At 37.7% G+C, this 14,070-nt stretch carries 8 protein-coding genes; 1 reads left to right on the forward strand and 7 read right to left on the reverse strand.

Translation table 11 applies throughout. From position 1 onward, the window contains the following. Position 1 precedes the first annotated feature (1 nt). The 4 genes from HW347_RS08055 to HW347_RS08070 form a co-directional block, all read right to left on the reverse strand. Positions 2–1,456, reverse strand: coding sequence for a DUF1501 domain-containing protein (locus HW347_RS08055; RefSeq protein WP_214611366.1), 1,455 nt, complete (start codon positions 1,454–1,456; stop codon positions 2–4). A gap of 16 nt (positions 1,457–1,472) precedes the next feature. Continuing rightward, positions 1,473–3,776, reverse strand: coding sequence for a PSD1 and planctomycete cytochrome C domain-containing protein (locus tag HW347_RS08060; protein WP_214611367.1), 2,304 nt, complete (start codon positions 3,774–3,776; stop codon positions 1,473–1,475). Positions 3,777–3,779: 3 nt separating this feature from the next. Then, positions 3,780–4,835 carry an NHL repeat-containing protein gene (locus HW347_RS08065; protein WP_214611368.1) on the reverse strand — a complete coding sequence of 352 codons (1,056 nt, stop codon included), beginning with the start codon at positions 4,833–4,835 and terminating at the stop codon, positions 3,780–3,782. A gap of 119 nt (positions 4,836–4,954) precedes the next feature. After that, positions 4,955–8,869, reverse strand: a complete 3,915-nt coding sequence (locus HW347_RS08070; protein WP_214611369.1) for a hybrid sensor histidine kinase/response regulator transcription factor — start codon at positions 8,867–8,869, stop codon at positions 4,955–4,957. A gap of 261 nt (positions 8,870–9,130) precedes the next feature. On the opposite strand from HW347_RS08070, the gene HW347_RS08075 reads away from it, so the two are divergent. Continuing rightward, complete coding sequence (locus HW347_RS08075; RefSeq protein WP_214611370.1) at positions 9,131–10,783, forward strand: sulfatase; 1,653 nt, start codon at positions 9,131–9,133, stop codon at positions 10,781–10,783. Between the two features lie 65 nt (positions 10,784–10,848). On the opposite strand, the gene HW347_RS08080 is transcribed toward HW347_RS08075, so the two are convergent. From HW347_RS08080 to HW347_RS08090, 3 genes are all read right to left on the reverse strand, one after another. Next, positions 10,849–11,394 (reverse strand): DUF4442 domain-containing protein, encoded by a 546-nt coding sequence (locus HW347_RS08080; protein WP_214611371.1) that lies wholly within the window; start codon positions 11,392–11,394, stop codon positions 10,849–10,851. A gap of 127 nt (positions 11,395–11,521) precedes the next feature. Then, positions 11,522–12,712, reverse strand: a complete 1,191-nt coding sequence (locus HW347_RS08085; RefSeq protein ID WP_214611372.1) for a hypothetical protein — start codon at positions 12,710–12,712, stop codon at positions 11,522–11,524. Positions 12,713–12,728: 16 nt separating this feature from the next. Continuing rightward, the gene (locus HW347_RS08090) at positions 12,729–14,027 is read right to left on the reverse strand and encodes a Gfo/Idh/MocA family protein (RefSeq protein ID WP_214611373.1); all 1,299 of its coding nucleotides are present in this window, start codon (positions 14,025–14,027) and stop codon (positions 12,729–12,731) included. Between the last annotated feature and the right edge of the window lie 43 nt (positions 14,028–14,070).

Here is a 14,070-nt window from a genome sequence, read left to right on the forward strand (position 1 = left end):
GCTACGCTAGAATATCTTTTACCACATGACCATGAACATCGGTCAACCTAAATCTTCTACCTAGGTGTTTGTGCGTTAGTTTTTCATGATCTAAGCCCATTAAGTGCATGATAGTAGCATGTAAATCGTGAATATGCACGGGGCTTTCTACAATGTTATATCCTAATTCATCTGTCTTACCATAAGACATCCCTGCCTTTACACCACCACCGGCCATAAAGATGCTAAAACAACGTGGGTGATGATCTCGTCCGTAATTATCTTTGGTGAGTTTACCTTGGCAGTAGTTTGTTCTACCAAATTCTCCGCTCCATACCACTAAGGTTTCATCTAAAAGTCCCCTTTGTTTTAAATCGGTAATCAAAGCAGCAGATGCTTTATCTACATCTTTTGCCTGTCCTTTAATTTCGCCTACCAAGTTATTATGCTGATCCCAACCTTGATGATACAATTGCACAAAACGCACACCGGATTCGGACAGTTTTCTAGCTAACAAACAATTGGCTGCATAGGTACCCGGTACCATACAATCAGGACCATACAGTTTTTTAATATGATCTGGTTCTTTAGAAACATCGGTAATTTCTGGCACGGCCGTTTGCATTCTAAAAGCCATTTCATATTGTTTGATTTTTGCTGGAATTTCCGGATCACCAAACTCATCATACCCCAGTTGATTTAACGATGCCAGGTGGTCTAGCATCTTACGACGGGTTTCCCTATCCATTCCTTTTGGATTGTTCAAGTATAGAATTGGGTCTTCACTGGCACTCAATTGCACCCCTTGGTGCGAACTATCTAAAAACCCGTTAGACCATAATTTTGAGTATACACCTTGTCCATTACCTTTTCCTTTGGAAAGCAACACGCAGTACGCAGGTAAATTTTGATTCTCACTACCCAGTCCATAACTAAACCAAGAACCAATACTAGGTCTGTTACCCACTTGGGCTCCGGTTTGCATGAAAGTTAGGGCAGGATCATGGTTAATAGCATCTGTATGCATGCTCTTTATCATGCAAATATCATCTGTGATTTTGGCAATATTAGGAAGAAGCTCGCTTACCCAAGTACCGGATTCTCCATATTGTTTAAAGCTGAATTTAGACCCCACCAACGGAAACGATTCTTGTCCTGCCGTCATGCCTGTCAATTTTTGCTCCCCTCTAATTGAAGGAGGTAGTTCTTGACCGAACATATCATTCAACTTAGGTTTGTAATCAAAAGTCTCCAATTGAGAAGGTGCCCCATTTTGCACTAATAAAATGATTCGTTTGGCTTTGGCAGCAAAGTGTTTTAACCCTAGAGGTAACTGTTCTTCGGTTGCTTTCTTTCCTGTTAACAAATCGGGCATTAAAAGCGAGCCTAAAGCCACGCCGCCCATTCCCATGGCCATTTTACCTAAAAAATGTCTTCGGTTCGTATTCAAGTAATGTTCAAAAACTTCTTTATCCATATTGTTTGATTGACCGTTAACCTTTTACTATTGTTTCTTCTAGATTGTAGATGGTGTGAATGATTTGCATGAGTGCTGCAACTTTAACTTCATCCCTATCTTTCAAAATAGGATACTCCCCTACTTCAATAAAATCTATTGCCTTCTGCTTATCGTTTGCAAAAGCATCTTCCTGATCATGGTAATACCCCACTAACATTTCCTTTTCTTGGGGTTTAATGGTTCTGCTCATAATGCGCCCAAAAGCTTCCACTATCTTCTCATCTACGGTACTTTCTTCTTGTATTAATGTTTCCGATAATACCCGAGAAGCTTCCAAAATAGTTGGGTCATTTAAAGCAATGAGTGCTTGAAGCGGAGTCATGGTAGATTGTCGTTTCACCTCGCATTGGTCACGTGTGGCAGCATCAAAAGTTAACTGTACCGGAGGGAGCGTGGTTCGTTTTATAAAAACATAAATACCACGTCTATACAGGTCTTTGCCATGGTCTTGTACATAATTCGCCAAAATACCACGCCCTGAACTTGCTGCTTCCCAGATACCATCTGGCTGATACACCTTTACGCTACGACCTCCTATTTCCTCGTTTAACAAACCACTAGTTGCCAATGCATGGTCTCTAATAGTCTCCGCACTAAACCGCAAACGGCTCATATGCGACAAATACCTATTGTCTGGATCTAACGCGAGTTTTTTATCATCAACCACAGAAGATTGCTTGTAGGTAGATGACATAACTATTTGCTTCATCAAACGTTTCATATCCCAATCATTCTCTATGAAATCTGCGGAAAGCCAGTTGAGCAAACCAATATGCGTGGGTAAATCTCCCTGCATACCAAAATCTCCGGAAGACCTAACAATACCTTCTCCAAAAATTTCTTGCCATACCCTATTGACAAAAACCCTACTTGTTAAAGGATTTTTGACATCAAAGAGCCATTTTGTAAGCCCAAGACGATTACTATCGTAAACAAGCGTATCAAACTTTAAAACTGACTCTGGTGTGCTTGGCTGAACAATCTCTCCTTTATCATCATATACACCTCTATTCAATACGTGGGTTGTTCTAATATCCACCTTCTCCTCAATAACCATGACCTCTATATCCTCTGGCTCTTTTTTATTCACAAACGGAAGTTCCTTTTCAACAACCTCATCCGTAATTGTGATTAGCGGAGCTTCTGCCAATACTTCTCCCATAGGTTTTGACCTATGAATTACTTTATCAAAAAAGGCAAAAGTGTTGAAGTATTCTTTCTGTGAAATAGGATCATATTTATGATCATGGCACTTAGCACATTCTAATGTCAATCCTAAAAATGCTTTACCAAAAGTATTGGTTCTATCGGTTACATTTTCTATTCTAAACTCCTCTTCTATTATGCCTGCCTCTTGGTTTATTTTGTGGTTTCTATTGAAGCCTGTTGCCAAAATAGTTTCTATATTTTTCTTGGGCATTAAATCTCCTGCTAACTGATAGGTTACAAATTTTTTGTAACTATAATTTTCATTGAATGCATGAATTACCCAATCTCGCCAAGGCCACATGGTACGTAACTGATCGTTCTGAAATCCGTGCGAATCTGCATAGCGGGCTACATCTAACCAATGACTGGCCATTTTTTCACCATAATGAGCGCTGCCCAATAATTCATCTACTATTTGTTCGTAAGCATCAGGAGCATTGTCACCAATGAATTTTTCTCGCATTTCAGGTGTAGGCGGCAAACCTGTAATATCTAATGAAACCCTTTTCAACAAACGTTCTTTATCTGCAATCTGGTTTGGCTCAAGATTAACCTCATCTAGTTTTTCCAAAACAAAATGGTCAATCTCATTATTCACCCAATCTTTATCTGTATTAGGAATTTGGGGTTTTTCCACCGGACTAAAAGCCCAATGCTCGTCATAGACCGCACCTTGTTCTATCCACTTTTTCAACACCTTTATTTCGTAGTCGGACAGTTTTAAATTGGAGTCCACGGGAGGCATAAGGTTGGAACTATCTTTAGCCGTAATCCGCTGATACACCACCGATTTTTCAATGTTCTTAGGCACTATCGCAAACTCGTTCTCAGAATCTTTTAAAGCCCCATAAGCACCTTCTGGAGTATCTAACCGTAAATCTTCCGACCTTTTATTCGCATCCGGACCATGGCAATTAAAACACTTGTCAGATAATATAGGCCGCACATCAAAATTATAGTCTACCATGTCCGGCACTTTTTTCTGCGGAATGGAAGCGTATTGGCCCTCTTCTTTACAAGAGACCAGAAGTAAACCTAGGACGATAAGCTGTAAAACGATTTTTTTCATAAACTAAACCCTTTCAAGTTTTATAGGATAAGTTTTGTTTGCATTCCACTGGCAGACGTATATATTCTTATCGTCGTCTATACAAACATCATGACAGTGATTAAAAAGAGGTACATCTTGAACCATCATTTGCAACTCTCCCTTTTCATAAACCGGTGCCGTCCCACCAGGGTTTGAGATTACTTTATTATCCTTATCTAAAATGGTAACAAAGCCTGAATCTGGCGTTTGCTCTAAATACTTTAACCTTGACCAACATACTCCAGAATATAAATTCTCACCATCTATAACTGGCCTACAAACAAAAGCTCCGGGCAGAAAAATACTAGATAAGTACTTACCATCTAGACTATAGCGTTTAAAAGAATTGTGTTTTCTAGAGGTACACAACAACGTAATATTATTTGGATCTCTATCATCTATGGTAACACCATGGGCCGTACTGAACAAATGATCTTCAAAACCACGACCTCCAAATTTTCGGATAAACTCTCCGTCTTTGGAGTATTGTAAAATGAAATCAGAACCATAACCATCCGCCACATAGATATCTCCGTTGGGACCAACGGCGGTTTCGGTAGGCCGATACTTTTGGTCTTTTTCATACACACCTATTTTATGCGGATTTGGCAACTCCATAAGTACCTTACCGTCTACCGTAGTCTTTAGAATAGCTCCGTCGTTATCAGTTATATACAGCATATCAACTTCACCTTCCTTGGATAAGGTTAGGCCGTGAGCAGATTTCAAATCATGTGTCCACGTTTTTAATAGTTTACCAGACTTGTCATAAACAATAACATTGTTCTTAATCTCATCCGTTACCATAATAAGTCTGCCCTTAGAATCCATCACCATTTCATGGCAATTTTTTACTGGCGTATTTGCAGGATTCAGGTTTCCCCATTCTTTATGAACGCGGTACGTAAAATCTCCATGCCCTATAATTTGCTCGGAAAATTTTGGCTTATTTATAATCCCAAAACTATATGTGGGCACGGTTAATGCGGCGCTTGCAAAAGCGGACTGTTTAATGAAGTTTCGTCTGGAGTTTTTCATTCAGGTATTTTTTGGTTGCAGCAATACTATGAGCTCCTCAAAATTACCTAACTACCTGTTTTACAAGGTAGACTAATTGTGCAAAAGGGTGCACTTTTTGTGTATCACGTACACTTAATCTATTTATTGGGTACGTAATGTGACGGTGGATGTCCAAACTCTTTCTTAAAGATTCGGCTGAAATACCTATTATCATTATACCCCACCTTAAAGGCAATTTCCTTTATACTTAGGCTACCATCTTGTAGCAAGGGCATGGCTTTAGACAGTTTATAGGTGTTGATATATTCAATTATAGTTTTACCGGTAAGGGCTTGAATTTTACGATACAATTGCGACCGCCCGATAGCCAATTCATCGCACAGAAAATCAATTGAAAAATCTGCATTTTCAAGGTGCTCATCAATAACTTCATTCACCTTTAATAAATACTGATCTACTGAAGATGTAGGCTCTATGAACAACTCTTCTTTTTTATATTTTTTGATAAGTCGATGTCTACTTTCCAAACGGTTCTGAATTTTCATTTTAATCTCAGAAACACTAAAAGGCTTTTCTATATAATCTTCCGCACCCGTTTCTAAACCTCTCAATTTATTTTCAAGTCCTGTTTTAGCCGTCAAAAACATCAATGGAATATGAGCCGTCAATTCATTTGCTTTTAATTGATTTGCTACTTGAATTCCATCAAAAAGCGGCATCATAATATCACTGATTACAATATCCGGAATATGCTCCAAAGCCAACTGAAAACCGTCTTTACCATTATCAGCCTGAAGAATAACATAATCTTCAGATAGCTCTGCAGTTAAGTAATTTCTAATATCCTCATTATCCTCAATGAGCAACACTACGGTTTCTCCAGAGGCTACTTCCGTAATTGGAACGACCGCTTCTTGAATATTGGCTTCATAATCTTCGTAACCTACGGGTAGGGTTATTGTAAAATGTGAGCCTATACCCTCTTCACTCTTTAAAGCTATACTTCCGTTATGCAACTTCACCAATTCCGAAATTAGGGAAAGGCCTATACCGCTGCTGTAGCCCTTATTCGGGGTTTCATCTAACTGGTAAAACCGTTCAAAAACCTTCTCTTGGTATTTTTCTGGAATACCTGCTCCGTTATCTATCACTTCTATCTGGAGGTTACCTTTCTTTACCTTATCATCATTATCTATTTCAAGATTTGCATAGGTAGCCTGTAAGCTTATCGCTCCATTTTTTGCCGTAAACTTGAACGCATTGGAAACCAGGTTGCTTACTATTTTCTCAATAACATCTTCATCAAAATAAAGCGTATGATCCGTTTCTGGGGCATCACATTTAAAATTGATGTTTTTCTCCTTCGCCCAGTATTCATATGCCGTGTACATATTTGTGCAGACCAAAAGTTCATCATGTGGTTTGATTCGCAATTGCTGACTCCCTTCTAATTTTCTGAAATCTAGAATCTGATTAACGAGTTCTAACAAACGATTGCTGTTTCTGTGCATCATTTGTAACACCTTGGTATCTGGCTTGGTGCCTTTACGAATGTACTTATCCAACGGGGAGGTAATAAGCGTTAATGGCGTTCGTAGCTCGTGAGAAATATTGGTAAAAAAACGCAATTTCATCTGTGCCAACTCTTCAAATTGATAGACCCGTTGTTTCTCAATTTCAAACATATTCTTTGTCCTTTCTCTCAACAAGAAAAACCGAAAAGCCCATACCCCTAATAAAACCAATAGAATGCCTGCAAGAATCTGAACCCATAAACGTTCCCAAAACGGAGGGGTGACCACAATGTTCAATCGTTTTAACTTATCGGTCCAAATGCCATCCTCATTAGTCGCTTTTAAAAGAAACGTATAGTTGCCGGACGGTAAGTTGGTATACGTAGCCCTCGTGCCATTGGCCATGGTCCAATCTTTGTCAAAGCCCTCCAGCATATAGGCATATTGGCACCGCTGCGTATTCTTGTACTGTATGGCTTGAAAACCGAGCTCTATCTTTTGGTCTTTATAGGACAATTGCAAATGGTCTTCTACCTCAATACTTTTTTTTATGTAATTGCTATTAGGTGAAACCAGTTCATTATTTACCCATAATTTAGAAATATAGACCGATGGTGTTTTGGTACTGGCTACTACATTTTCCGGGTCAAAAGTCATTAATCCTGCATTCGTAGAAAACACCATATGACCATCATCCGTGACTAAACTTGAAATATTGATTTTCTGTGAGAGGAGTCCGTCTTGTTCATTTAAAATACGGACAACATTATTCTTTGCATCCAGTTTTATAAGTCCGTTTCTTGTACCCAACCACAAATTACCTTTAGCATCTTGCTCAATACTATTTATGATTCTATCCTTTAGTAGGCTATTATCATATTGAAGAAATACATCTTTCTGAGAATCATAGCTACAAAGTCCAGAGTTTGTGCCCACCCAAAGTGTCCGGTCCGCATCCTCAAAAATTACATTTATAAAATTGTTGTTTACCGTAGCGGTATTGCCTATTTCATGTCTGTAATGAACAAATTGGTTTTTCTCTGGCACATATCGTTTAACGCCATCTCCATTGGTCCCAATCCAAATTTGATTTTTATAATCTTCGAAAATTTCATTGGCACGGTGAAAATATCCAATACCGTTAGGGTCATTGGGGTCACAGTCAAAATACATTGTTGTATCCGTTTTGGGGTTGTAAATACGTGCACCCAAAACCTCCCCCGTCCACACTAGTCCAGAACTGGTTTCTAAAAAACTAAAGAGTTCGCCCGGCTTGCGACTTGTCTTTTGTAAAGTTTCACCTTCTTCAGTAAAACTATAAATGAAATCGTTATCTGCTACCCAGATAGTTTGTTTATCATACGAACTCATATACGTTCTGTGAACAAAACCTTTTAGAGTTTTAAGAAGTATATGGGATTCTTTCGCATAAATCTGAACTGTACCCTTATCAAATACCCAATAATTATTTTTAGTCTTCAGAATTTTTCCGCTTAAACCGGATTCCAAAAAAGGTTGAAATATGACCGATGATTTTTTAATATGAAAAAAGTGGCCTGCTCCGTCCAATACCCAAGAATCTTCTTTGGAAGGATTATGAAATATTTCCCTAATGTTAAAAGTACCTTCATTGAACCGCTCATTTAGCGCTATCAAATTCTTGGTCTTAAAATCCGCATCTATGATAGCTATCTGATCTTGGTACGCTATCCAACAACTCTTCTCTTCATTTGGTTGTATGGCACTTGCCCGCTCCACTGGTAAATTCAGATAATGAAACTGATTCTTTTTATCTACAGTAAATAATTTGCCATTAGAAACTATGAGATCTTTGTAAAAACTCAATACGGGATAGGCATGAAAAATACCTGGTAAATTTTGAACAAGGCGTGTAAATTTCTCTGTGTTTGGGTGAAATATATTTAGCCCAATCCATGTACCAATAAAAAGGCGTCCATCAGGACTCTCTTGAATATCCAACACATTGTTGTGGCTAATACTTCCTACATCTAGGGCGTTGTGTTGGAATTTTTTGAAGGTACCCGTTTCCCTATTCATTAAATTTAGACCACCACCATCTGTACCAATATAAAAGGCTTTATCTGCGGTTTCATAAATTACTCTAACTTCATTAAAACTGAGACTTTCTGGGTTATTTTCATCATGTACGAAACGTTGGAAACGGTCATATTCCCGATCATACTTCAATAACCCTCCACCATAGGTACCCACCCATAAAATTCCGTTACTATCTTCAAACAAATAGGAAATATGATTGTCCGTAATGCTGGTCTGTTCATGCTCATTTTTACTGTAATTCTTAAAATTACCACCATCAAAACGCCATAATCCGTTAGTGGATGCTATCCATATAAAACCATAACGGTCTTCTAAAATATCTTGGGCTTCTGTCTCTATTGGCAGTTGAAAATGAGTGATGTCAAAATTGCTTAGATTCTCTTGCCCCCAGACCGAAGTAGAGAAACCTACTGTACAGACCGTTAGAAACAGAAAGAAAAAATGAGAAATTCTAAGCATATTTTGAATATAAAGCAATTCTCATGAAAGGTAAATTAATTTTAATTTCTATAACAGGATAATTCAAATTGACTCTATTTAAATTGCTAAAAATGGACTATAATAGAAAGTATGCAGATATGGTTAAAATAGTGCCGACCATTGATAAAATCGAGAAATCAATACACGCAATTTTAAAGTTAATTTGTAGTCGGTTCAAAATACTGTTTTGTACTTCTTACTATAATCCACTTTTAAATCGTTTTATAAAACTCGATAAAAATGAACATTCGTATACTCGCTCTTGTCTCTATTGGGCTATTGTTTAGCTGTAAGAACACTACAACTCCTGTAAAAAAAGCAAAGCAACCCAACATTCTATTTCTTGCTATTGATGACCTTAGGCCAGAGCTTGGTGTATATGGCTCCGATATTGCCATCACTCCAAATATTGATGCGTTGGCCCAAGACGGACTTCGCTTTAATAATGCGTATTGCCAGCAAGCCATTTGCAGCCCATCTAGAGCAAGTTTAATGACTGGTGCACGACCCGAAACCATTCAGGTCATTGAAAATTTCACCTATTTCAGAGATAAAAACCCTGATATTATAACACTTCCTCAGCATTTTAAAGACAATGGTTATGAGGCAGTACACACCGGAAAAATCTATCATGGCAAATATAACGACCCATTACTTTCTTGGAGTAGAGAACCCGTTAAGATGAATAAAACCGATGTAAAATTCGGATTCAAACTACCGGAGAACATAAAAATGCAAAAAGAGAATAGCGCTGCCATGGTAGCCAAATACGGAGAAAAAGCACTAAGAAATGGTCTAGGTAAAGGTCCTTCTTACGAATTTGCCGATTTTCCAGATAACGCCTATGAAGACGGATTCAATACTGATTTGGCCATTGCCACCATGAAAGATATGCTTCAGAAAAATCCTGAAAAGCCTTTTTTCTTAGGTATGGGAATGAAAAAACCGCACCTAGATTGGATTGCCCCAAAGAAATATTGGGATATGTATGATGAGGCAGACATAAAACTTGCGGCACAGGACAAAGCTCCAAAAGACGGAGCCGCCATGGGGTTACATGCTTCTTTTGAATTGCGAGCAAGAGCCGGCATTCCCAAAAAAGGAGATATATCTCCAGAGCAGGCCATAAAATTGAAGCATGCTTATCTAGCTTGTGTAAGTTACGTAGATGCGCAAATTGGTAAGATGCTCAGTGCTCTTGACGATGCCGGGATCAAAGACAACACCATTGTTATTCTGTGGAGTGACCATGGCTGGCATTTAGGTGATATGGGTATTTGGGGAAAAGCTACAAACTATGAAATTGCCACAAGAGTCCCCTTAATTATCTGGACACCGGATATGGCAAAAGAAACCAGAGGAAAATCTACCGATGCCCTCGTAGAGCTCGTAGATATGTATCCTACCTTATGTGATCTTGCAGAAATTTCTAAACCCAACACTTTGGAAGGTCAAAGTTTTGCTCCTTTACTTTCCAATCCTGAGCAGGAATGGAAAACCGCAGTTTTTTCTCAGTTTCCTACACCAGCATTACGCGAGTGGGCTGCCAACCCATTATCCAAAGGAATGCGGGAAACTTCTTTTGGACCTTTAATAGAAGAAGTTGAAGGGCGTATTAAAAAACAACAAGGCGAAAAATGGGATCGTGATTTATTTGAAAACCGACTTATGGGCTATTCCATGCGGACTAAAAATTATCGGTTTATAGTTTGGAAAGACTATACTGATAAAAATGCAGAGCCGGTTTTCATAGAACTTTATGACCATAATAAAGACCCATCAGAAACCGTAAATATTGCAAAAGAAAATCCTGAAATTGTAAAAGATCTTCTAGAACAATTCAACAAAGGATGGAAAGGGAACCGGGCAAAAGTAAGTCAAACGGGAGCCTAATATCTTTATAATGAAAGGTGACTATGCTTAGACAATAAGAGCTAAGAGAAGCTAGAGTACAACTACTATAATTTCTCTTCGCTTTTCTTTGCTTTTGCCAGCGCTCGTTTCTTTTTATAGTGGGCCTTATCTGCTATATAGATTGTTTTTTTCACTTCACAAAAAACAGTATTCCGCTCCGCGTTCATTAAGCGCGTAGTCTTTACAATGTCTATCTCATCTTCCTGCGCTACCCTTAACTTTATTTCGTCTATTTCTTCCTGGTTGTATTCAAAATCTGCATAAACATCCTCCTTTGCAGGTCTTTTGAAAGCTATCTCTGCCGATTTATCCCAAACAACAAAATCATTACCAAGAATATTGATTAGTTGAGTCATGGGTATTGGGTCTACTGCTGAAAAGAGACTCCCACCAAAAATGGTGCTTACGTAATTTCGGTTTTTATAGCTAATAGGGAGCTTAATAGTCACTTTTCTAAGGTCCTCAGAAACATGCTTTATTCTAGCTGTGCTTCTGCGGTACATAGGTGAAAGGTTAAAGCCGTGTTTAAAGAGGATATGCTTACCAACAAAACGAGAACCAAAATCTGATAACTTACTATAAAATGACATTTTTTTTGTTGTTCTTATTAATGTTAACTGACATCAAATTTATCACTCTAAATGGGTTAAAAAAAATAAGGAATACTGACGGCACTATTTTCTATAATAGACTAGGATTTTAATACTGAGCTACATATTAATTATCTGTAACCTTTATACCCAATGGCTGATTTAAACGCTCAGCATAATTTTTAATGACCTTTACAGGGGATTCTGAACCTACTGGAAAAATTAAATAAGCATTTTTCTCATAATACTGACTTCCGACCGGAAAAGTCTGAATAGTATCAGATAAAACTCTATTCCAATATCTACCATTATTTGAAGATTTGGTAATCTTAGTGTATGGATTATGCATTGGAGAAGGCCCTCCTTTAGTATTTGTATTATCATACTGAAGACGTATTGAACCAAAACCGTAACCTTTTTCCAAATTATAAAAAGCCAACCAAGGCGCATCATCAGTAACATGATTTTCTTCTAAAACATCTAGTTCATCAGAATATAGATTTAATCGTTTAATTGTACCGTCTTTTTGAGCGTAGGCGAGATGAGTAAAGAGACTATCCATGGTCATTTCATCATTCCGTAAGAGATTTAGTTCCACTTCTTTTTGAACCGAAATCATAGACTCAAATAAAAAATAGGGTAGATTATCATAAAACTCATAACGTCCTTCAATTAGAATTTCCGGCACACTATCCGTGATACCTGAGCGCTCCTTAATTACACGGTATTTCTCTACTTCTATAAGATTTTTAGAATCCGGTCGTAAATCTTCTAAATTGAAATACAACTCTGAACTACTTTTAGAAAAATTAGGAGCCCAATGCATTGCAATGTGGCTTCTTTTTAAGAGCTGATTTTTAAAGTTCTTCAACTCTATTCCATTTACTTGTCCGCCGCGTTTATCATCTTCTGTACTAAAAGTAGCTTTGTAATACTTATTTTCTATAACAAGATTATCATCGGATAGCATTTGCTGAACAGGTAATGAACTCTTCTTTTTTTCTTGAATACTAATATTGAATTTTTTGGATTGATTTGCCGTAACCGCAACCGGAAAAATAATTGAATATTCAAATCGGTTTTCAATTTCAGCAAAAGCTATATCATCTACCGGTATTACAGAACCATCTTCTGAATCCATAGCTACGAACACTTCATTCTCCTTTAATTTATTACCTAAACTAATTATTGGGTTTACATATTCTAAAGGACGGTCTAAGCCTGCAGTTTCTGAAACAATAATGATAGGCATCTTATCTGGTGTAGAACAACCAGCAATCAATACGATTAAAACAATGTATTTAATTAGGTTTCTCATTCTTAAACTAATTCATTTATAACACAGGAATTCCTGGTTTAGGGATCACATAATTACCATCTTCCAATGGTGCATTAGGCATTTTCATATCCCAAGAAAATTCAGAAGGGACTATACTTAAATTAGAAGCTTTCGCCTTTTCTAAATCAATAATTTCACCAGATTCAATTGCCATTCTACCCATTATGGTAGTCATAGAGCTTTCAGCACCATACTTAGTATTATTTACATAGGGTTTATCTCCTAAGATTGCTCCTATAAACTCATCTTGTTCTATTTGAGAAGACGATGGATCATCTTTATCTCTGTATCTCCAAAGCGAATTTCCTTTTAAATCAACCATCTGGAAACGTTCATCGGCTTTACCTTTTGAACCTTGAATATTAAAACCTAACCTATTGGCACAATTATCCATTTGTCTACACTGCACATGTAGTTTTGTACCATCTGCATACTCATATTCTACATAATGATGGTCAAATATTTCTCCATGGTCAGGTCCTTTTAGCATTGCCCTACCTCCCATTCCACTTGCTTTGATGGGGTAATTTTTTTTAATCCAATTAACCACATCAATTTGGTGAATGGCCTGACCAGCAAGCTGACCGCCCCATAACCAATTAAAATAATGCCAATTGCTAATTTGATATTCCAATTCCGTTTGACCTGGCTTTCGAGGATGTACCGTGGCCAAGCCAATGTTATAATACACATCCATAGAAAGAACGTCTCCAATATCACCTGCATGAATTTTTTCCACCATTTTATTGAGCGCAATTTCATAGCGGGATTGTAGACCTACCACAACATTTAATTTCTTCTCTGTCGCCAATTTTCCGGTCTCTATAATCCTTCTATATCCAGGACCATCAACAGCCAATGGTTTTTCTAGAAAGACATGCTTGCCCGATGCTATGGCGTATTCAAAATGATCAGGTCTAAAACCAGGTGGTGTAGCCAAAATTACCGCATCACATTCATCAATGACTTTCTTATAAGCATCTAAACCTAAAAACTGACGTTCTCCTGGCACGCTGACTTGTGTTGGAAAATCTTTAGAAACCCTTTGAAAACTATTGTCCAGCTCATGTTGAAAAACATCTCCCATTGCTACTAACTCAACAGATTTTGATGCCGTCAAAGCTTGAAATATAGCGCCGGTACCACGACCTCCACAGCCCACTAAACCTAATTTTATTTTTTCTTGCCCAAAGACATTAGCATTTGAAAAAACAGGAAGATGACTGAAAACCATCCCGGCTGCTACTGTTTTTGAAGTTTGTTTTATAAATTTTCTCCGTGGATTAGTTTTCATAAGCTTCTCTATTTATTATTCTAAAAATTTTCAATTATAGTTT

Origin of the sequence: Zobellia barbeyronii, assembly GCF_018603515.1 — a bacterium.
Taxonomy (GTDB): Bacteria; Bacteroidota; Bacteroidia; order Flavobacteriales; family Flavobacteriaceae; genus Zobellia; species Zobellia barbeyronii.